The 20,128-nt window shown below is 71.3% G+C and carries 17 protein-coding genes; 13 read left to right on the plus strand and 4 right to left on the minus strand.

Annotated features, from left to right (window positions below):
• Positions 1-65: 65 nt before the first annotated feature.
• From IE290_RS36295 to IE290_RS36310, 4 genes are all read left to right on the plus strand, one after another.
• Positions 66-719 carry a TetR/AcrR family transcriptional regulator gene (locus IE290_RS36295; protein WP_191249274.1) on the plus strand — a complete coding sequence of 218 codons (654 nt, stop codon included), beginning with the start codon at positions 66-68 and terminating at the stop codon, positions 717-719.
• Positions 720-775: 56 nt separating this feature from the next.
• On the plus strand, positions 776-1,372 hold the full coding sequence (locus IE290_RS36300; protein ID WP_191249276.1) for a GNAT family N-acetyltransferase: 597 nt from the start codon (positions 776-778) through the stop codon (positions 1,370-1,372).
• Between the two features lie 243 nt (positions 1,373-1,615).
• Positions 1,616-3,442, plus strand: a complete 1,827-nt coding sequence (locus IE290_RS36305; protein WP_191249278.1) for an EAL domain-containing protein — start codon at positions 1,616-1,618, stop codon at positions 3,440-3,442.
• Positions 3,439-3,894: a peroxiredoxin gene (locus IE290_RS36310; protein WP_191249280.1), complete on the plus strand. Its 456-nt coding sequence runs from the start codon at positions 3,439-3,441 to the stop codon at positions 3,892-3,894. The genes IE290_RS36305 and IE290_RS36310 overlap by 4 nt, the downstream gene beginning before the upstream one ends.
• A 9-nt stretch (positions 3,895-3,903) precedes the next feature.
• Here IE290_RS36310 and IE290_RS36315 read toward each other — a convergent pair whose 3' ends face one another.
• The 3 genes from IE290_RS36315 to IE290_RS36325 form a co-directional block, all read right to left on the minus strand.
• A complete protein-coding gene (locus IE290_RS36315) occupies positions 3,904-5,349 on the minus strand; it encodes a cytochrome P450 (RefSeq protein WP_191249282.1) in 1,446 nt (481 codons plus the stop codon).
• Positions 5,350-5,434: 85 nt separating this feature from the next.
• On the minus strand, positions 5,435-6,505 hold the full coding sequence (locus tag IE290_RS36320; protein WP_191249284.1) for a ribonucleotide-diphosphate reductase subunit beta: 1,071 nt from the start codon (positions 6,503-6,505) through the stop codon (positions 5,435-5,437).
• Complete coding sequence (locus tag IE290_RS36325; protein ID WP_191249286.1) at positions 6,502-9,300, minus strand: ribonucleoside-diphosphate reductase subunit alpha; 2,799 nt, start codon at positions 9,298-9,300, stop codon at positions 6,502-6,504. The genes IE290_RS36320 and IE290_RS36325 overlap by 4 nt, the downstream gene beginning before the upstream one ends.
• 277 nt (positions 9,301-9,577) lie before the next feature.
• Here IE290_RS36325 and IE290_RS36330 point away from each other — a divergent pair, with 277 nt between their 5' ends.
• The 8 genes from IE290_RS36330 (at position 9,578) to IE290_RS36365 (ending at position 18,878) form a co-directional block, all read left to right on the plus strand.
• The gene (locus IE290_RS36330; protein ID WP_191249288.1) at positions 9,578-10,360 is read left to right on the plus strand and encodes a TIGR03084 family metal-binding protein; all 783 of its coding nucleotides are present in this window, start codon (positions 9,578-9,580) and stop codon (positions 10,358-10,360) included.
• On the plus strand, positions 10,357-12,051 hold the full coding sequence (locus IE290_RS36335) for an acyclic terpene utilization AtuA family protein (protein WP_191249290.1): 1,695 nt from the start codon (positions 10,357-10,359) through the stop codon (positions 12,049-12,051). Before IE290_RS36330 ends, IE290_RS36335 begins: the two co-directional genes overlap by 4 nt.
• Complete coding sequence (locus IE290_RS36340) at positions 12,048-13,196, plus strand: acyl-CoA dehydrogenase family protein (protein ID WP_191249292.1); 1,149 nt, start codon at positions 12,048-12,050, stop codon at positions 13,194-13,196. The genes IE290_RS36335 and IE290_RS36340 overlap by 4 nt, the downstream gene beginning before the upstream one ends.
• Positions 13,193-14,791 carry an acyl-CoA carboxylase subunit beta gene (locus IE290_RS36345; protein WP_191249294.1) on the plus strand — a complete coding sequence of 533 codons (1,599 nt, stop codon included), beginning with the start codon at positions 13,193-13,195 and terminating at the stop codon, positions 14,789-14,791. Before IE290_RS36340 ends, IE290_RS36345 begins: the two co-directional genes overlap by 4 nt.
• 5 nt (positions 14,792-14,796) lie before the next feature.
• Complete coding sequence (locus tag IE290_RS36350; RefSeq protein WP_191249295.1) at positions 14,797-16,743, plus strand: ATP-binding protein; 1,947 nt, start codon at positions 14,797-14,799, stop codon at positions 16,741-16,743.
• Positions 16,740-17,897, plus strand: a complete 1,158-nt coding sequence (locus IE290_RS36355; protein WP_094007673.1) for an acyl-CoA dehydrogenase family protein — start codon at positions 16,740-16,742, stop codon at positions 17,895-17,897. Before IE290_RS36350 ends, IE290_RS36355 begins: the two co-directional genes overlap by 4 nt.
• A gap of 11 nt (positions 17,898-17,908) precedes the next feature.
• Positions 17,909-18,523 (plus strand): TetR/AcrR family transcriptional regulator, encoded by a 615-nt coding sequence (locus IE290_RS36360; protein WP_191249296.1) that lies wholly within the window; start codon positions 17,909-17,911, stop codon positions 18,521-18,523.
• A 127-nt stretch (positions 18,524-18,650) separates the two neighbouring features.
• Positions 18,651-18,878 (plus strand): hypothetical protein, encoded by a 228-nt coding sequence (locus tag IE290_RS36365; RefSeq protein ID WP_191249297.1) that lies wholly within the window; start codon positions 18,651-18,653, stop codon positions 18,876-18,878.
• A gap of 44 nt (positions 18,879-18,922) precedes the next feature.
• Here IE290_RS36365 and IE290_RS36370 read toward each other — a convergent pair whose 3' ends face one another.
• The gene (locus IE290_RS36370; RefSeq protein WP_191249298.1) at positions 18,923-19,372 is read right to left on the minus strand and encodes a MarR family winged helix-turn-helix transcriptional regulator; all 450 of its coding nucleotides are present in this window, start codon (positions 19,370-19,372) and stop codon (positions 18,923-18,925) included.
• A 107-nt stretch (positions 19,373-19,479) separates the two neighbouring features.
• Here IE290_RS36370 and IE290_RS36375 point away from each other — a divergent pair, with 107 nt between their 5' ends.
• Complete coding sequence (locus IE290_RS36375; RefSeq protein WP_191249299.1) at positions 19,480-20,127, plus strand: nitroreductase family protein; 648 nt, start codon at positions 19,480-19,482, stop codon at positions 20,125-20,127.
• Position 20,128: the final 1 nt, after the last annotated feature.

The raw sequence follows: 20,128 nt of genomic DNA on the forward strand, positions 1-20,128 counted from the left end.
TTATGCACGCAGTGCGTGCAACAGCAAGTGCACAGGTAGACTCGGGTCCGGACGAGAGGGGCGAGATGACGGGCCGAAGGCGTTGGTCGACCGAGGAGATCCTGGACGTGGCGGCGGAGCTGCTGCGCACGAGCGACGCCGAGTCGTTCAGCGTGCGCAAGCTCGCCGCGGCGCTGGGGACCGATTCCTCCAGCCTCTACCGGCACTTCCGCAACAAGACCGAACTGCTGCGGGCGGTCGCCGACCGGATCCTGCTGGCCGCCGTGGAGGGTCACCGCCCGGAGGGTGACTGGAAGCAGCGCATCACCGCGCTGGCGCTGCGGCTGCGGGAGGCCTTCGGCCGGCACCCGCAGCTCGCCACGATCTGGGGGCGGTACGCCTCCAGCGGCACCGGTTCGCGGCTGGTCATGGAGGAGGTGCTGCAGGCGCTGCGGGCGTCGGGCCTGCCCGACGAGGAGATCCCGGCCCGCTACCACCGGGTCGTGGTCCTGCTCGCCGCGCTGATCTCCGCCGACGCCGGGATCGGCACCCTCACACCCGAGGAGTACGAACAGGGCGTGGAGCTGTTCCGCGTCGCGGTACTGGGCGCCGACCCCGACCGCTTCCCCGCCCTGGCGCACTTCGCCCGCGAGGTCCGGCCACTCGGCGCGGACCGCGGCGCCGCGTTCGAGGACATCCTCGCCGCGCACCTCGCCCACATCGAGGCCGGGATCGGCTGAGGAGTCCCGGCGGAAAGTCCCGTGCGGGGCACGGCCGCGGCGTGGATGATCGAGGGATGCAGATCCCTGCGGAGACCCTCTCGGACGGGGTGATCCTGCTGCGCCGGTGGTGGGCCGGCGACGCCGAGCTCCTGCACCGCCTCGTGAACGAGTCCCTGGACCACCTCGCGCCGTGGATGCCGTGGGCGGTGGACGGCTACACCGAGCGCGACGCGCGGGACTTCCTGACGCTGACGCGGGAGAGCTGGCTCGCGGCCGAGACGTTCGACTACGCGATCGTCGGGCCGGACGGGGCGGTCGCCGGCAGCTGCGGGCTGATGGCGCGCATCGGCCGGGGCGGGCTGGAGATCGGCTACTGGCTGGCGAAGGCCTACACCGGCCGCGGATGGGCCACCCGCGCGGCGCGGCTGCTGACCACCGAGGCGTTCCGCGTCGGCGCCAACCGGGTGGAGATCGTCCACGACGTGGCCAACCACCGCAGTGGAGCCGTCCCCGCGCGGCTCGGCTTCACCCGGATCGACGAGCGCCCGACCCGGCTCCCCGGCGGCACGGCGGCCACCGGACGGGTCGCGGTGTGGCGGCTGACCGCGCCCGACGGGTCGCCACTCCCAGTTGCTTTCCCTGCGTCCGGACACCCGCGAGGGCACGGCTGATCTGTTGACCGCGCCCGGACGCGGTAGCCGAAAAGATCACCAACCGTGACGGCATCTACACTGATCATCACACGTTCGGCCGGTAGACAAGTCTGTCCGGGCGTGATGGCGTGGCATGACTCCGGGACGGATCCGGCCCGGGGTGGGCCCGTCAGCGCCCGGACCGGGGCTGACCTGGCCGTTGTCGTTCTCCGGAAGAGGTGGAGCGTGTCGGAACCTGGTGCCGCACCAGGGTTGGCGGACGTGGCCCGTCGCTGGGCCGCGCGGTTGGCTGACACGGACGGAGTATCACTTCCCCCGGAAGAGCTCGAGCAGCTCCTGCACGACTTCGCGCGCAACGCCGTCGCCGAGGCCGAAGCGGCCCGCGACGCCGCCCTGCGCCGGTTCACCACGCTCTACAGCACCGCGCCCATCGGCATCGCGATGGCCGATCCGGACGGCACGATCGTCGAGGTCAACAAGGAGCTCGGCAAGTTCCTCGGGCACAGGCCCGACCGCCTGCGCGGCCGCCGGCTCACCGAACTCGGCTTCGACGACCGCGACTGCGAAAAGCTGGCCACCGGCCTGGCCGAACTGGCCGAGACCGACCTCGAGGAGTTCGCCGACCGGGTCCGCCTCGCCCACGCCGACGACGCGGGCGTGTGGGCCGACATCGTCCTGACCCGCCTGCCCGGCGACCGGCCCGGCACCCTCTACCCGGTACTGATGGCCGCCGACGCGAACGAGGTCCACACGCTGCAGGAAACCCTGCGGCACCAGAGCATCCACGACTCGCTCACCGGCCTGTCCAACGCCTCCCGCTTCCGGACCCTGCTGGAGTCCGCGCTCAGCCCGTCGGCACGCGGCCAGATCGCGCTGGTCTACCTCGACCTCGACGGGTTCAAGGTGATCAACGACGGCCTCGGCGCCGGGGTCGGCGACGCGGTTCTGCGCGGGGTCGCCAAGAAGCTGAAGGAAGCCTTCGCCGAGCACGACGCCCTGGTGGCGCGGCTGTCCGGTGACGGGTTCGCCGTGCTGCTGCGCGGCGAGCTGACCCCGCCGCAGGTCATCGCCCTCGTCGAGACCGCGTTGGAGGACCTGGCCGAGCCGATCTACATCGGCGAGCACGGCGTCGGGGTGAGCGCCAGCGCCGGGATCGTGGTGCGGGACGTGCGTGACGGCGGTGTCGAGGACATCGAGCGCGCCGCGGAGATCGCACTGCACCGCGCCAAGGAGGCCGGCAAGGCGCAGTGGATGCTGTTCGACCCGGAGCTCGACGCCCGCGATCGGGCCCGCTACCGGCTCGGCGCGGAGATCGCCGGCGCCCTGGAGAACGGGCAGTTCGAGCTGATCTACCAGCCGACCGTGAAGCTGGCCAACCCCGACGAGATCGCCGCGGTGAACGCGGGACTGCGCTGGCACCACCCGGAGCTGGGCGAGCTGCCCGCCGAGGAGTTCTTCCCGCTGGCCGACACCACCGGTATGACGATCCCGCTCGGCAAGTGGCTGCTGACCGAGTCGTTGCGGGCGACCGCGCGCTGGCGCGAGCGCTACGGCGACGCCGCGCCGGACGTGTGCATCCGGCTGCCCAACCGGCTCGCGATCGAGCCGGACCTGGTGGCGATGGTCAAGGAGGAGCTGGACCGCAACGAGCTGCCGGCCAAGGCGCTGCGGCTGTGCACGGACAGCGACTCGATCCTCGACCCGCGCGGCGAGGTGCTCGACTCGCTCACCGTGCTGGCCGATCTCGGCGCGAAGCTGGTGCTCACGGTGCAGGGGTCGGCGGATCTGGAGCTGATCCCGCAGCACCGGCTGTCGGTGCAGCACGTGATCCTGTCCGGCCCGGTCGTCGACGCGCTCGCCGACGGTGAGCCGGAGATCGCGGCGCGGCACCTGGACCAGCTGATCACGCGGGCGCGGGAGCTGAAGCTGCGGATCGGCGCCGAGGGTGTGCGCAGCCACGAGCAGGCCGAACGGCTGCGGCGGCACGGCGTGATCGCCGCGCGTGGCGCGTTCGTGGCCGAGACGGCGACCGGCGACGAGGTGGACCAGCTCATCGAGCAGCACACCGACGCGACGGTGACCGGGTGAAGCCGGGGGAGATCGTCCCGGACTTCACGCTGCCGGACGAGCGGGGTGAGCCGCGCTCGCTGAGCGGTTTCCTGGCGTCGGGGCCGGTGGTGCTGTTCTTCTACCCGGCGGCGATGACTCCGGGGTGCACCGCGGAGAGCTGCCACTTCCGGGACCTGGCGAAGGAGTTCGCGGAGGTCGGCGCCCAGCGGGTGGGGATCAGCCCGGACCCGGTGGCGCGGCAGCAGGAGTTCTCGGCGCGGCACGGGTTCGACTACCCGCTGCTGTCCGACCCCGAGGGCGAGGTAGCGCGAACCTTCGGCGTGCGGCGCTCGTTCGGCCCGCTGCTGACGAAGCGCCAGACGTTCGTCATCGCCCCCGACGGCCACCTGCTGGAAGTGATCAAGAGCGAGTTGCGGATGGCCGTGCACGCGGACAAGGCGCTGGATGTGTTGCGGGCGCGCAGCCGGTAGCCGTCCGCCTCAGCGCAGGCGCCGCAACCGCACCGTCAGGCCGTCCACCGGGACCGGCAGCGACACGTAGTCCCACTTGATGCGGTAGTCCTCGGGCACCGACCAGCGGTACGTGCGCAGCATCTCGTGCATCAGGAGCTTCACCTCGTTGTTCCCGAAGTGCATCCCGATGCACTTGTGCGCCCCGCCGCCGAAGGGCATCCACGCGAACCGGTGCGACTTGTCCTCCCGCCGACCCTCCGCGAACCGCTCCGGGTCGAACGCGCGCGGGTTCGTCCAGTGCTCCGGCGAATAGTGGTTGGTGTTGGGCGAAACGCTGCACATCGTCCCGGCCGGGATGTAGTGCCCCAGCACCGACGTGTCCTTCACCGTCTTGCGCGGCAGCGACGGCACCGGCGCCGTCAGCCGCAGCGCCTCCTTGATCACCAGGTCCAGCGTCTTCAACGACTCCAGCGCCTCGAGATCCGGCAGCTCGTCACCCAGTGCCAGCGACTCCTCGCGCGCCCGTTCCTGCCACGAAGGGTGCTTCGCCAGGTGATAGGCGACCGCGGAACTGGTGATCGTCGCCGTGTCGTGGGCCGCCATCATCAGGAAGATCATGTGGTTCACCACGTCGTCGTCGGTGAACTCGGCTCCGTCGTCGCCGCGCGCGTGGCACAGCGCCGAGAACAGGCCCGCGCCCTCGCTGCGCCGCTTCGACGGCAGCTTCTCCGCGAAGTACCGCTCCAGCACGCGCCGCCCGTGCAGGCCCGCCGCCCACCGGCCGCCCGGTACCGGCACCCGAACCAGCGCCGTCGCCGCCCGGACCGTCCCGACGAACGCCCGGTTGATCGCGTCGGCGTCCGCGCCCGGCGGCATGTCCATGAACACCCGCGACGCCACGTCCAGCGTGAGCCGCTTCAGCAGCCAGTACAGCCGCGGCCGCTCGGCGCCGGCCCAGGCCGCCACACCCTCGCGCAGCACCGGCGCCGCCTGCCGCATGTAGCCGGCCAGCTTGTCGCGCGTGAACGCCTCCTGCATGATCCGCCGGTGCAGGTGGTGCTCCTCGAAGTCCAGCAGCATCAGCCCGCGGTGGAAGAACCGCTCGATGAAGAACTGCCAGCCCTCCTGCGAGAACGCCTTGTCCTTGTTCACCAGCGCGGCCTGGGTGGCGTCCGGGCCGGCCAGCACGACGATCCGCTGCCCGAACGCCCCCATCCACGACACCGGCCCGTACTTGTCGAACCGGTGCAGCGCGAAGTCCAGCCCGAACCGCATCGACTCGATGGCGTGCCCGACGATCGGCGCCCCCGCGTCGCCGATGATCGGCTCCAGACCGCTGCCCGCCGGCGGGGTCGCCAGCTCCCGCACCGGCCACCGCTGGTCCAGCAGCCTGCGGTCGACGGCCCGGGGGAGGGGGATGGCGGTCAGGGGTGGAACGCGTTCCCGGAACGCCCGGACGACGGCACTGGTCACGATCGCGCCTCCTTGCGACAACACGTGTGATCACCACCGTCCCGCACACCCCCCGCCCCCGGCAAGGGTGAACTTCACCCGGTGATCAGTCCCAGGCGAGCGATCCACCCGTCTGGTACTCGGTCACCCGCGTCTCGAAGAAGTTCTTCTCCTTGCGCAGGTCCATCGCCTCCGACATCCACGGGAACGGGTTCTCGTTCTCGCCGAAGATCGGGGCCAGCCCGAGCTGCTGGGCGCGCCGGTCGGTGATGAAGTGCAGGTACTGCTCGCACAGCGCCGCCGACAGCCCGAGCATCCCGCGCGGCATCGTGTCCCGCGCGTAGGCGACCTCCAGCTCGCACGCCTCGGCGAGCATCGCGCGCACCTCGGCCTGGAACTCCGGCGACCACAGGTGCGGGTTCTCGATCTTGATCTGGTTGATGCAGTCGATGCCGAAGTTCAGGTGGATCGACTCGTCGCGCAGGATGTACTGGAACTGCTCGGCGATCCCCACCATCTTGTTGCGCCGCCCCAGCGACAGGATCTGCGCGAACCCGGTGTAGAACCACATGCCCTCGAACACCACGTAAAAGGCCACCAGGTCACGCAGGAAGTCCTGGTCCGCGGCCGCGGTGCCGGTCGCGAAGTCCGGGTTCTCCAGGTTGCGCGTGTACCGCAGCGCCCACGCGTCCTTGTCGGTGATCGACGGGACCTCGCGGTAGGCGTTGAACAGCTCGCCCTCGTCCAGGCCCAGGCTTTCGCAGATGTACTGGAAGGTGTGCGTGTGCACGGCCTCCTCGAACGCCTGCCGCAGCAGGTACTGGCGGCACTCCGGGTTGGTGATCTGCCGGTACACCGCCAGCACCAGGTTGTTCGCCACCAGCGACTCGGCGGTGGCGAAGAAGCCGAGGTTGCGCTTGACCATGCGGCGCTCGTCCTCGGTCAGCCCGTCCGGCGACTTCCACAGCGCGATGTCGGCCTGCATCGCCACCTCGGTCGGCATCCAGTGGTTGGTGCAGCCGGCCAGGTACTTCTCCCACGCCCAGTGGTACTTCAGCGGCAGCAGCTGGTTGACGTCGGCGCGGGCGTTGATCATCGCCTTGTCGTCGACGCTGACCCGGTCGGCGCCGCGGCTGATCGCGCCCAGGCCGGTCTGGTCGGTTTCGGTGGTGGTCACTGGCAGGCCTCGCAGTCGGGGTCGTCGATCCGGCAGGCGGCGAACTCGGGCTCCGGCACAGCAGTGGGCACGGCAGCCGGGACCGCGGCGGGCACCGCGTTGAGCTTGCCGTCCGTGCCGCGCAGCGTGCTCTTCTCCACGCTCGTGGCGGCCTTCGCCCGCAGGTAGTAGGTCGTCTTCAGGCCCTTGTGCCACGCGTACCGGTACAGCTCGTCCAGCTTGCGGCCGCTCGGCGCGGCGATGTAGAGGTTGAGCGACTGGGCCTGGTCGATCCACTTCTGCCGGCGCGAGGCGGCGTCCACCAGCCACCGGCTGTCGATCTCGAACGCGGTCGCGTAGAGCCGCTTCAGGTCGGCGGGCACCCGGTCGATCCGCGCCAGGCTGCCGTCGAAGTACTTCAGGTCGGCCACCATCGCCTCGTCCCACAGGCCGCGCTCCTTCAGCGCCGCGACCAGGTGCGGGTTGACCACGGTGAAGTCGCCGGACATGTTCGACTTGACGTAGAGGTTCTGGAACAGCGGCTCGATCGACTGCCCGACCCCGCAGATGTTGGAGATCGTCGCGGTCGGCGCGATCGCCATGACGTTGGAGTTGCGCATCCCGCCGCGCACCCGCTCACGCAGCGCGTCCCAGTCCAGAGTGGACGAGGAGTCGACCTCCAGCGCGTCACCCACCCGGGCCTGCGCCAGCAGCCGCAGCGAGTCCAGCGGCAGCACGCCCTGGCTCCACAGCGAGCCGGAGAACGTCTCGTAGGCGCCCCGCTCCTGCGCCAGCTGCGCCGACGCGGCGATCGCGTGGTAGCTCAGGTGCTCCATGCTGCGGTCGGCGAACTCCACCGCCTCCGGGCTGTCCACCGGCAGGCCGAGCGTGAACAACGCGTCCTGGTAGCCCATCAGCCCCAAGCCCACCGGGCGGTGCCGCAGGTTGGACCGGCGCGCCTCCGGGATGGTGTAGAAGTTGATGTCCACGACGTTGTCCAGCATCCGCACCGCGGTGCGCACCGTGCGCTCCAGCTTCGCGGTGTCCAGGCCGTCGGCGGTGACGTGCCGGGCCAGGTTGACCGAGCCGAGGTTGCACACCGCGACCTCGTCGGGGCTGGTGTTCAGCGTGATCTCGGTGCACAGGTTGGACGAGTGCACCACGCCGGCGTGCTGCTGCGGCGAGCGCAGGTTGCACGGGTCCTTGAAGGTGATCCACGGGTGCCCGGTCTCGAACAGCATGGTCAGCATCCGCCGCCACAGCTCCACCGCCCGCACCCGGCGGAACACCCGGATCTCGCCGCGGTCGGCCGCGGCCTCGTACTCGCGGTAGCGCTGCGCGAACGCGTTGCCGTAGAGGTCGTGCAGGTCCGGGGTCTCGTCGGGGGAGAACAGGGTCCACTGCGCGTCGGCCTCGACGCGGCGCAGGAACTCGTCGGGCACCCAGTTGGCGGTGTTCATGTCGTGGGTGCGGCGCCGGTCGTCGCCGGTGTTCTTGCGCAGGTCGAGGAACTCCTCGACGTCGATGTGCCAGGTCTCCAGGTACGCGCACGCCGCGCCCTTGCGCTTGCCGCCCTGGTTGACCGCCACCGCCGTGTCGTTGGCGATCTTCAGGAACGGCACCACGCCCTGGGAGGTGCCGTTGGTGCCCTTGATGTGGGCGCCCAGCCCGCGCACCGGGGTCCAGTCGTTGCCCAGCCCGCCGGAGTACTTCGCCAGCAGCGCGTTGTTCTTGTACGACTGGAAGATCGCGTCCAGGCTGTCCTCGACCGTGGTCAGGAAGCACGACGACAGCTGCGCCCGGGTGGTGCCGGAGTTGAACAGCGTCGGCGTGGAGGCCATGAAGTCGAAGCTGGACAGCAGGTCGTAGAACTCCACGGCACGGGCCTCGCGGTCGTCCTCGCGCAGGGCCAGACCCATCGCCACGCGCAGGAAGAACGCCTGCGGCAGCTCGAACCGGGTGCCGTCGGAGTGCAGGAAGTACCGGTCGTAGAGGGTCTGCAGGCCGAGGAAGCCGAAGTCCAGGTCGCGCTCGGGCCGGATCGCGGCGGTGACCCGGTCCAGGTCGAAGCGGGCCAGCTCCGGATCCACCAGCTCCAGCTCGATCGCGTGGCGCAGGTAGTCGCGGAAGTAGCCGGGGTAGTCCAGCTCGGCGTGCGACGCCTGGCGCGGCTCGCCGGCGAGGTGGCTCAGAGCTTCACCACGCAGCTTGTCCAGCAGCAGGCGCGCGGTGACGGCCGAGTAGTTGGGCTCGCGCTCGACCAGCGTGCGGGCGGCCATGATCAGGGCCAGGGCCAGCTCGTCGGCGCCGATCCCGTCGTAGAGGTTGCGCTCGGTCTCGGCCAGCACCGGCTCCGCCGAGACGTCGTCGATCCCGGCGACGGCCTCCCCGACGACGCGGGCGATGCGCTCGCGGTCCAGCGGGCGCAGCTCGCCGTCCGGGTGCTTGACGCGGATCGCCGCCGGGGGCGGGGCGGTCTCGCGGGCCTTGGCGTGCTCCTCGCGGTAGAGCACGTACGCGCGCGCGACCTTGTGGTGGCCGCCGCGCATCAGCGCCAGCTCCACCAGGTCCTGGATCTGCTCCAGGTGCACGGCGTCCCCGGTGGCGTGGCGGCGCAGGGACGACTCGACCTGCGCGGTCAGCTCGCCGACGACGTGGTGGATCCGCGACGACGCGGCGGCCCCGTCGCCCTCGGCGGCGAGGAAGGCCTTCGTCAGCGCGACGGAGATCCGGTTCGCGTCGAACGGCGAGGCCTCGCCGTCCCGGCGGATCACCCGCAGCGTGGCTGCCGGCGCCGGGGAGGTTTCCACAGACATGCATCACTCCGTTTTCGGGCGCGTTTCATCGGCACACCGGCCTTGAGTGCCGGCGTGCTGGGGTGGGCACGACTCGTACCGGACGGGCCCGCGCTCGCTTCCCCTGGCGTCGGGCCCTGCCGGTGATCGAAGACTACATCTTGGGGTCGATCTGTCCAGTGACCCCAAGATGCGGGCGTGTCGGCGTGGCGTGCTAGGTAAAACAATCAAGCGTGCTTGATTTTTCTGCTCCGGGGTGCCACGCTCGGCAGCAAGCGTGCGCGAGGAGGCGGATGGCGTGGCGGACCCCGAACCGATCCTGCGGGACCTGGCCGACGAGAGCCGGGAACTGGACGACCTGGTGAACGAGGCCGAGTGGTCGGCCCCGACCCCGGCGGAGGGCTGGACGATCGCGCACCAGATCGCGCACCTGGCGTGGACCGACGCCAAGGCGCTGATCGCGGTGCGCACCCCCGACGAGTTCCCGGCCGAAGTCCAGCGGGCCTTGGCCGCCGGAGAGGACTTCGTCGACCAGGGTGCGCGGGAGCTGGCGGGAAAGCCGCGCGACGAACTGCTCGCGCTGTGGCGGTCCGGGCGGGAGGAGCTGGCGACCGAGCTGGCGCGGGTGCCGGACGGTCAGAAGCTGCCGTGGTACGGGCCGCCGATGAGCGCCGCGTCGATGGCGACCGCGCGGCTGATGGAAACGTGGGCGCACGCGCAGGACGTCTACGACGCGCTCGGGCTGCGGCGCGAGCCGACGCGCCGGCTCTGGCAGATCGCGCGGTTCGGAGTGCGCACCCGCAACTTCGCGTTCTCGGTGCACGGACTCGCCCCGCCCGCTGAGGAATTCCGCGTCGAACTGTCCGGAGTGGACGGCACAGAGTGGACGTTCGGTCCCGAGGACGCCGCCCAGCGGGTCACCGGGTCCGCGCTCGGGTTCTGCTTGATCGTCACGCAGCGGCGGCACCCGGCCGACACCGACGTCGTGGCCGCCGGTCCGGACGCCGAGAAGTGGCTGGAGATCGCGCAGGCGTTCGCCGGCCCGCCTGGTTCCGGCCGGAAGGCGGGGCAGTTCGCATGACCGACGTGCTGCGCATCGGCAACGCCTCCGGCTTCTACGGCGACCGGTTCTCCGCCGTGCGCGAGATGCTCACCGGCGGCCCGCTGGACGTGCTGACCGGCGACTACCTCGCCGAGCTGACCATGCTGATCCTCGGCCGCGACCGGCTCAAGGACGCCACCCGCGGCTACGCCAAGACCTTCCTGCGCCAGATGGAGGAGAACCTCGCGCTGGCGAAGGAAAACGGGGTGAAGATCGTCACCAACGCGGGCGGGCTCAACCCGGCCGGGCTGGCCGCGGCGATCCGCGAGATCGCCCAACGGTTGGGCGTGGACATCGCCGTCGCCCACGTCGAAGGTGACGACCTGCTGTCCCGGGTGGACGAACTGGGACTCGGGAAACCGTTGACCGCCAACGCCTACCTCGGCGCCTGGGGCATCGCCGCGTGCCTGGAACGCGGTGCGGACGTGGTCGTCACCGGGCGCGTCACCGACGCCTCGCTGGTCGTCGGCCCGGCCGCCGCGCACTTCGGGTGGGCCCGCGACGACTACGACGCCCTCGCCGGCGCGGTGGCCGCCGGGCACGTCATCGAATGCGGCGCCCAGGCCACCGGCGGGAACTACGCGTTCTTCACCGAGCACGACACCGGCACCCCGGGCTTCCCGATCGCGGAGATCGCCGCCGACGGCACCAGCGTGATCACCAAGCACCCGGGCACCGGGGGAGCGGTGACCGCCGGCACCGTCACCGCCCAGCTGCTGTACGAGATCGCCGGTGCGCGTTACGCCGGGCCGGACGTCACCGCCCGGTTCGACACGATGACGCTCACCGAGGACGGCCCCGACCGGGTGCGGATCTCCGGCACCCGCGGCGAGCCGCCACCCCCGACGCTCAAGGTGTGCCTGAACACCCTCGGCGGCTTCCGCAACGAGACCACGTTCGTGCTGACCGGACTGGACATCGATGCCAAGGCGACCCTGGTCCGCGACCAGCTGGAGGGCGCGCTCAAGGACCGGCCCCCGGCCGAGATCCGCTGGATCCTGGCCCGCACCGACCATGAAGACGCCGACACCGAGCAGCGCGCCAGCGCCCTGCTGCACTGCGCGGTCAAGGACCCCGACCCGAAGGTCGCCGGGCGCGCGTTCAGCGGCGCGGCGATCGAACTGGCCCTGGCGAGCTACCCCGGTTTCCACGTCACCGCGCCACCCTCGGACGCCTCGCCGTACGGCGTCTACACCGCGGCCTTTGTGGACGCTGCCGAAGTCCCGCACGTGGCCGTGCTGCCGGACGGGTCCCGGGTGGACATCGCGCCCGCGATCGACACCCTGCCCTTGTCCGAAGTGGACGAGCCGGAGCTGCCGCAACCGTTGCCGGACGGTCCGACGCGGCGCGTGCCGCTGGGCACCATCCTCGGCGCTCGCAGCGGCGACAAGGGCGGCGACGCCAACCTCGGCGTGTGGGCCCGGTCAGACGAAGCGTGGCGCTGGCTCGCGCACTACCTCACCGTCGAGGAGTTCCAGCGGCTGCTGCCGGAGACCGCGAGCCTCACCGTCCGCCGGTACGCGCTGCCCAACCTGCGTGCGCTGAACTTCGTCGTGGAGGGCCTGCTCGGGCAGGGTGTCGCGTCGCAGGCCCGGTTCGACCCGCAGGCCAAGGCGTTCGGCGAGTGGCTGCGTGCCCGTCACGCCGACATCCCGGAGGTGCTGCTGTGACCGACCCGTTCGCCACGCCCGAGCGGACCGCGCTGCGCAAGACCGTGCGCCGGTTCGTCGAGGCCGAGGTGCTGCCGCACCTGGACGACTGGGAGCGCGCCGGTGAGCTGCCGCGCGAGCTGCACCGCAAGGCCGGGGAGATCGGCCTGCTCGGGGTGTCGTTCCCGGAGAGCGCCGGCGGCGGGGGCGGCGACTTCCTGGACGCGATGACCGTCACCGAGGAAATCCTGTACGCGGGCGGCTCGGGCGGGCTGATCGCGTCGCTGTTCACCAACGGCATCGCGGTGCCGCACATCGTGACCGCGGGTGATCCCGGGCAGATCGAACGCTGGGTGCGGCCGACCATCGAGGGCCGGCTGATCGGGTCGCTGGCGATCACCGAGCCGGACGGCGGCTCCGACGTCGCCGGGATCCGCACCACGGCCCGGCGGGAGGGCGACCACTACGTCGTCAACGGCGCCAAGACCTACATCACCTCGGGCACGCGTGCCGACTTCGTCACGACGGCCGTGCGCACCGGCGGCCCGGGCGCCCACGGCGTGTCCCTGCTGGTGATCGAGAAGGGCACGCCCGGGTTCACGGTCAGCCGCAAGCTGGAGAAGATGGGCTGGCACTGCTCGGACACCGCCGAGCTGTCCTTCGCCGACGCCAGGGTGCCGGCGAAGAACCTGGTGGGCGAGGAGAACACCGGGTTCATCCAGATCGCCACCCACTTCGTCACCGAACGGCTCTCCCTCGCGGTGCAGGGCTACGCGACCGCCCAGCGCGCGCTGGACCTCACCCTGCAGTGGTGCCGGCTGCGTGAGACGTTCGGCCGCCCGCTGATCTCCCGCCAGCTGGTGCAGCACAAGCTGGTGGAGATGGCCCGGCGGATCGACCTCGCTCGCGTCTACACGCGACACGTCGCGCAGCGGTTCGTGGCCGGGGAAGAAGTCATCGCCGAGGCGTGCTTCGCGAAGAACACCGCGGTCGAGACGGCCGAGTGGGTGGTCAACGAAGCGGTCCAGCTGCACGGCGGCCTCGGCTACCTGCGCGAGTCCGAAGTGGAACGGCACTACCGCGATGTCCGCATCCTCGGCATCGGCGGCGGCACCAACGAGATCCTGGCGGGTCTCGCGGCGAAGAGATTGGGGTACACGGCTTGAGCGTGATCCGGTCCGGAGTGGACACAGGGAGCGCGGAGTTCGCGGCCAACCGGGAGGCGATGGAGGCCAAACTCGCCGAGCTGGCGGCCGAGCACGCGAAGGCGATCGCGGGCGGCGGCGAGAAGTACGTCGAACGCCACCGCAAACGCGGCAAGCTGCTCGCCCGGGAGCGGATCGAGCTGCTCATCGACGAGGACTCGCCGTTCCTGGAGCTGTCGCCGCTGGCCGCGTGGGGCACCGACTACCACGTCGGTGGCAGCGTGGTCACCGGCATCGGCGTGGTCGAGGGCGTCGAGTGCATGATCGTCGCCAACGACCCGACGGTGAAGGGCGGCGCGAGCAACCCGTCCAGCCTGAAGAAGGGCCTGCGGGCGGCGGAGATCGCGGCGGAGAACCGGCTGCCCACGATCAACCTGGTCGAGTCCGGCGGTGCGGACCTGCCCACCCAGAAGGAGATCTTCATCCCGGGCGGGCGGACGTTCCGCAACCTGACCACCTCCTCGGCCGCGCGGATCCCGACCATCGCGCTGGTGTTCGGCAACTCCACCGCCGGCGGCGCCTACCTGCCCGGCATGTCCGACTACGTGGTGATGGTGAAGGAACGCGCGAAGGTGTTCCTGGGCGGCCCGCCGCTGGTCAAGATGGCGACCGGCGAGGAGTCCGACGACGAGTCGCTGGGCGGCGCGGAGATGCACGCGCGCACCTCGGGCCTGGCCGATTACCTCGCGCACGACGAGCAGGACGCCATCCGCATCGGCCGCAGCATCGTCAAGCGGCTGAACTGGCACAAGCAGGGGCCGTCCCCGAAACCGGACTACGCCGAGCCGGTGCTGGACGCCCAGGACCTGCTCGGCATCGTGCCGACCGACCTGAAGATCCCATTCGACCCGCGCGAGGTGATCGGCCGGATCGTCGACGGCTCCGACTTCGACGAGTTCAAACCGCTCTACGGCACCAGTCTGGTGACCGGCTGGGCGAACCTGCACGGCTACCCGATCGGGATCCTCGCCAACGCCCAGGGCGTGCTGTTCAGCGAGGAGTCGCAGAAGGCCACCCAGTTCATCCAGCTGGCGAACCAGACCGACACGCCGCTGCTGTTCCTGCACAACACCACCGGCTACATGGTCGGCAAGGAGTACGAGCAGGGCGGCATCATCAAGCACGGCGCGATGATGATCAACGCGGTGTCCAACTCGAAGGTCCCGCACCTGTCGGTGCTGATGGGCGCCTCCTACGGCGCCGGGCACTACGGCATGTGCGGGCGGGCGTACGGGCCGCGGTTCCTGTTCGCCTGGCCCAGCGCCAAGTCCGCGGTGATGGGGCCGGCGCAGCTGGCCGGTGTGCTGTCGATCGTCGCCCGCCAGGCCGCCGCCGGGCGCGGTCAGCCCTACGACGAGGACGCCGACGCCGCGATGCGCGCCATGGTCGAGCAGCAGATCGAGGCCGAATCGCTGCCGATGTTCCTGTCCGGCATGCTCTACGACGACGGCATCATCGACCCGCGCGACACCCGCACGGTGCTCGGGCTGTGCCTGTCCGCCATCCACAATGGACCGATCAGGGGCGCCGAGGGCTTCGGCGTCTTCCGGATGTGAGTGACGTGATCGACAACGTTCTGGTCGCCAACCGCGGTGAGATCGCCCGCCGCGTGTTCCGCACCTGCTCGGCCCTGGGCATCGCCCGCACGGCCGTGTTCTCCGACGCTGACGCCGGGGCCCCGCACGTCGCGGAGGCGGACGCGGCGGTCCGGCTGCCCGGCAACACCCCGTCCGAGACCTACCTGCGCGCCGACCTGCTGGTCGAGGCCGCACGCTCGGCCGGTGCGGACGCCGTCCACCCCGGCTACGGGTTCCTGTCCGAGAACGCCGGGTTCGCCCGGGCGGTGCTCGACGCCGGGCTCACCTGGATCGGCCCGCCCCCGTCCGCGATCGAGACCATGGGCTCCAAAGTGGAGTCCAAGCGGCTGATGGACGCCGCCGGGGTGCCGGTGCTGTCCGAACTGGACCCGACGGCGGTGACCGAGGCCGATCTACCGGTGCTGGTCAAGGCTTCCGCCGGTGGTGGCGGCCGCGGCATGCGGATCGTGCGGTCCCTGGACGAGCTGGCCGAAGCCGTGGAGAGCGCGAGCGCGGAGGCGGCCTCGGCGTTCGGCGATCCGACCGTCTTCTGTGAGCGGTACCTGGAGACCGGGCGGCACATCGAGGTCCAGGTGCTCGCCGACACCCACGGCACGGTGTGGGCGCTGGGGGAGCGGGAGTGTTCGATCCAGCGGCGGCACCAGAAGGTCGTCGAGGAAGCGCCCTCACCACTGGTCGACGACGCGATGCGCGCCGAACTGTTCGACGCGGCGCGCAAGGCCGCGAAGGCGATCGACTACGTCGGCGCGGGCACGGTCGAGTTCCTCGCCACCGAGGACGGGCGCTTCTACTTCCTGGAGATGAACACGCGCCTGCAGGTCGAGCACCCGGTCACCGAATGCGTCACCGGCCTGGACCTGGTCGCGCTGCAGATCCGGATCGCCGAGGGGGAGCGGCTGCCGGCCGAGCCGCCCCAGTCGCGCGGGCACGCCATCGAGGTACGACTGTATGCCGAGGATCCGGCCGCCGGGTGGCAGCCGCAGAGCGGGACGCTGCACCGGTTCGAGATCCCGGGCGTGGACAGGGAGTTCGCCCTGGGTGGTGAGGCCGGTCTGCGGCTGGACGCGGGCGTGGTGGACGGCTCGGTGGTCGGCGTGCACTACGACCCGATGCTCGCCAAGGTGATCGCGTGGGCGCCGACCCGGGCGGAGGCGGCCTGGCGGCTCGCCCGCGCCCTGGCCGGGGCCCGGATCCACGGCCTGCGCACCAACCGCGACCTGCTGGTCAACGTGCTGCGGCACGAGGAGTTCCTGGCCGGGCGCACCGACACCGCGTTCCTGGACCGGCACGGGCTGGACGTCCTGTCTCGCCCCCTCGCGGACGCCGCCGCGGTGCGGCTGTCGGCCACGGCGGCGGCGCTCGCCGAAGCCGCGGCCAACCGGGCGTCGGCGCGAACGCTGGGCCGGCTGCCCGCTGGATGGCGCAACGTGACCTCCGCGCCGCTGCGCAAGCGTTACCTCGCCGGGGGCACCGAGGTGGAGGTCGAGTACCGGCCGGGCCTGCGGGTCGACGGCGCGGAGGTCGCCGAGGCCACGCCGGAACGCGTGGTGCTGGACGTCGACGGGGTCCGGCGCGTGTTCACCGTCGGCCGGTACCCGGGGCTGGTGTGCGTGGACTCCGCGCTCGGGGCCGTCGACCTGGTTCCGGTGCCGCGGTTCACCGACCCGGAGGCCGCGCTCGCCGCGGGCTCGCTGGTCGCGCCGATGCCCGGCACCGTGCTGCGGATCGCCGTCGCGGTCGGGGACACCGTGTCCGCCGGTGACCCGCTGCTGTGGCTGGAAGCCATGAAGATGGAACACCGGATCACCGCGCCCGCCGACGGTGAGGTCACCGAACTGCCCGTGTCGGTGGGCCGGCAGGTCGAACCGGGCGCCGTCCTCGCCGTCGTCACCCCCAAGGAGCAAGCATGAACTTCGTCGAATCCGAAGAGCGGATCGCGCTGCGCAAGGCGGTCGGCGACCTGGCACGCGGCTACGGGCACGAGTACTACGTCAAGGTCGCGCGCAGCGGCGGCCACACCAGCGACCTGTGGAACGAGGCCGGGCGGCTGGGCTACCTCGGCGTGTCGGTGCCCGAGGAGTACGGCGGGGGCGGCGCCGGGATCGGCGACCTGGCCGCGGTGTGCGAGGAGTTCTGCGCGGCCGGCACGCCGATGCTGCTGATGGTGGTGTCCCCGGCGATCTGCGCCACGGTCATCGCGCGCTACGGCACCGAGGAGCAGAAGCGCTCGTGGCTGCCGCGGTTCGCCACCGGCGAGGTGCGGATGTCCTTCGCCATCACCGAGCCGGACGCGGGGTCCAATTCGCACCGTCTCACCACGACGGCCAAACGCGACGGTGCCGACTGGATCCTCAACGGGCGCAAGGTGTTCATCTCCGGCGTGGACGAGGCCGACGCGGTGCTGGTGGTCGGCCGCACCGAGGACGCGAAGACCGGCAAGCTCAAGCCCGCGCTGTTCATCGTGCCCACGAACACGCCCGGGTTCGAGTACCGGCAGATCGAGATGGACCTGGTCTCGGCCGACAAGCAGTTCGGCCTGTTCCTCGACGACGTCCGGCTGCCGGCCGAGGCGCTCGTCGGGTCCGAGGACGCGGCGCTGGCGCAGCTGTTCGCCGGGCTCAACCCGGAGCGGATCATGGGCGCGTCGTTCTCCATCGGCATCGCCCGGTACGCGCTGGACAAGGGCGTGGCGTACGCGAAGGAGCGCAGCGTGTGGGGCGCGCCGATCGGCACCCACCAGGGCATCGCGCACCCGCTGGCGCAGGTCAAGATCGAGCTGGAGCTGGCCAAGCTGATGACCCAGAAGGCCGCCGCGCTGTACGACTCGGGCGACGACTTCGGGGCGGGCGAGGCCGCGAACATGGCCAAGTACGCTGGCGCGGAGGTCGCCATCAAGGCGGTCGACCAGGCGATCCAGACCCACGGCGGCAACGGCATGGCGTCGGAGTACGGGCTGGGCACGCTGCTCGCGGCCGTCCGGGTGGGCCGGATCGCCCCGGTCAGCCGCGAGATGGTGCTCAACTTCGTCGCCCAGCACTCCCTGGGCCTGCCGAAGTCCTACTAGGAGGAAGACCCGTGCCGGAGCCCCGCCAGGAGCGCAGCCGGACCACCCGCCGCAAGCTCATCGAGGCAGCCGTGGACTGCATCGGCGAGGTCGGGTGGGCCGGCACCACGGTCGCGTTGATCGCGCAGCGCGCCGGGGTCTCGCGCGGGGCCGCCCAGCACCACTTCCCGACCCGGGAGGACCTGGTCACGGCCGCGGTCGAGTACGTCGGCGAAGTGCAGATCGCCGAGATGCGCCGCGGCGCCGAGGGGCTGCCCGCCGGCCGGTCCCGCATCGAGCCGGTCGTCGACATGCTGCTCAACCTCTACACCGGCCCCATGTTCCGCGCCGCGCTGCACCTGTGGGTGGCGGCCTCCAGTGACGAGTCGTTGCGCACCGTGCTGGTCCCGCTGCAGGCGAAGGTCGGGCGGGAGGCGCACCGGCTGGCCGTCGACCTGCTCGGGGTCGACGAGGCTCAGCCCGGGGTGCGGGAGCTGGTCCAGTCGACCCTCGACCTGGCTCGCGGGCTCGGCCTGGCGAACCTGCTCGCCGACGACACCACCCGGCGGCGCCGGATCATCCGCCAGTGGGCCCGGGTGCTGGGCCCCGCCCTGCCCGAGCCGGAGGTCACCTCGGTGGGTGGCTGACGGCGTGTCGGGGGACCGGTCGTTAACACTAATGGACCAGTGTGCGATAACAGAGGCAACAGCAGGTGATGAGGCAAGGGGGTAGATCCCGGTGTCCGGTACAGGTGAAGAGCTGTCCCATCGTGCGATGGCGATGTTGCGAGCGGTGGCCCAGGGCCGCGCCGTGATGTCGTCGAGCGTCGAGCCGGACCTTTTCATCGACGGAGTCGCCTGCTGCGACCAGATGGCCGCGCACGCCCTCGCCCACGGCGGCTACATCCGCCCGGACGGCGAGAGCGGGGAGCGCCTGGTGCCCGCCGTCCTGACCGAGGCCGGGCAGGCCGTCCTCGCGCCGGCCGTCGGCCACGTGGCCTGATCCACCAGCTCGAGCCCGCGCCGGTCGCCTGATCGGCGCGGGCCTCACTCCGCGGTCAGCAGCTTCCCGAGCAGCGTCGCGAGCTGATCACGCTCCGCGGCGGAAAGCGCTGCGAACGTGCGGTCCAGGAAATCCGGCGTCGCCGCCTCGGCCTTCTCCAGCGCCTTCCGGCCGGCGGCGCTGATCGTGACCGCGTACGCCCGCCGGTCCCGCGGGTCCCGTTCCCGGCGGACGTAGCCCGCCTTCTCCAGGTCGTCCGCGATGCCGACCATCACGCTGCGGTCGATCCGCAGCTCCTCGCTGAGCACCTGCTGCGAACACGGCCCCACCGCCGCGAGCATCTTCAGCACCAGGTGCTGCCCGACTCCCAGCCCCTGCTCACCCGCGGCCTTCTCCGCCGCCCGGGCCACCGACGTGCTCGCCCGGCACAGTGCGATGTCCAGCCGTTCCGCCGCGAGCCGCGGGAAGTAGGACTCTTCTGACCTGGCCGCCATACCGTGGACCCTACCACGAATCGTCTGTTCGCCAATTGTTTGACAGCAGATCAATCGAAACCGTATGGTCGCAAATGATCTGTCCACAGACGATTTGCGGAGACATCATGACGCTCGACCTGACCGCCGACGAGGTCCTGTCCACCACCCGCGCCGTGCGCAAGCGCCTCGACTTCGCCCGGCCCGTCCCGCGGCGCCTCATCGAGGAGTGCGTCGACCTCGCCACCCAGGCCCCGACCGGGCGCAACCGCCAGCGCTGGCACTTCCTGGTCGTCACCGGCAAAACCCAGCGCGCCGCGGTCGCCGGGATCTTCCGGCGCGCCGTGCAGCTGGCGAGCGGCCGCCCGCTGACCGAGAAGGACCTGCGCCGCATGGCGGCCCACCCCGGCTCGATGCGGCGCATCGGCGAGGGCGCCCAGTACCTCTACGACAACATCCACCGCGTGCCGGCGTTCGTGATCCCCGCCGTCGAGGGCCGCACCGACCACGCGCCGGTGCTGGACCAGGCGATGACGTGGGGTTCGATCCTGCCTGCCGTGTGGAGTTTCATGCTCGCGGCACGCAACCGCGGCCTCGGCACGGTCTGGACCACCGCGCACGCGCCGCTGGAGAAGGAGCTCGCCGCCACCCTCGGCGTGCCTCACGACGAGGTCATGCTCGCCGCGCTGATCCCGCTGGCCTTCACGCTCGGCACCGACTTCCGCCCCGCGCCCCGCATCGACCGCGGCGAGGTGCTGCACTGGGACCGCTGGTGAG

The organism is Amycolatopsis deserti, from assembly GCF_014653945.1.
Taxonomy (GTDB): Bacteria; Actinomycetota; Actinomycetes; order Mycobacteriales; family Pseudonocardiaceae; genus Amycolatopsis_E; species Amycolatopsis_E deserti.

What these genes read in the sequence shown, in the direction of transcription:
- IE290_RS36295 (WP_191249274.1), top strand. Translation starts at nt 66, where the DNA reads ATGACGGGCCGAAGGCGTTGGTCGACCGAGGAGATCCTGGACGTGGCG.
- IE290_RS36300 (WP_191249276.1), top strand. Translation starts at nt 776, where the DNA reads ATGCAGATCCCTGCGGAGACCCTCTCGGACGGGGTGATCCTGCTGCGC.
- IE290_RS36325 (WP_191249286.1), bottom strand. Translation starts at nt 9,300, where the DNA reads ATGTCTGTGGAAACCTCCCCGGCGCCGGCAGCCACGCTGCGGGTGATC.
- IE290_RS36335 (WP_191249290.1), top strand. Translation starts at nt 10,357, where the DNA reads ATGACCGACGTGCTGCGCATCGGCAACGCCTCCGGCTTCTACGGCGAC.
- IE290_RS36355 (WP_094007673.1), top strand. Translation starts at nt 16,740, where the DNA reads ATGAACTTCGTCGAATCCGAAGAGCGGATCGCGCTGCGCAAGGCGGTC.
- IE290_RS36365 (WP_191249297.1), top strand. Translation starts at nt 18,651, where the DNA reads ATGGCGATGTTGCGAGCGGTGGCCCAGGGCCGCGCCGTGATGTCGTCG.
- IE290_RS36370 (WP_191249298.1), bottom strand. Translation starts at nt 19,372, where the DNA reads ATGGCGGCCAGGTCAGAAGAGTCCTACTTCCCGCGGCTCGCGGCGGAA.
- IE290_RS36375 (WP_191249299.1), top strand. Translation starts at nt 19,480, where the DNA reads ATGACGCTCGACCTGACCGCCGACGAGGTCCTGTCCACCACCCGCGCC.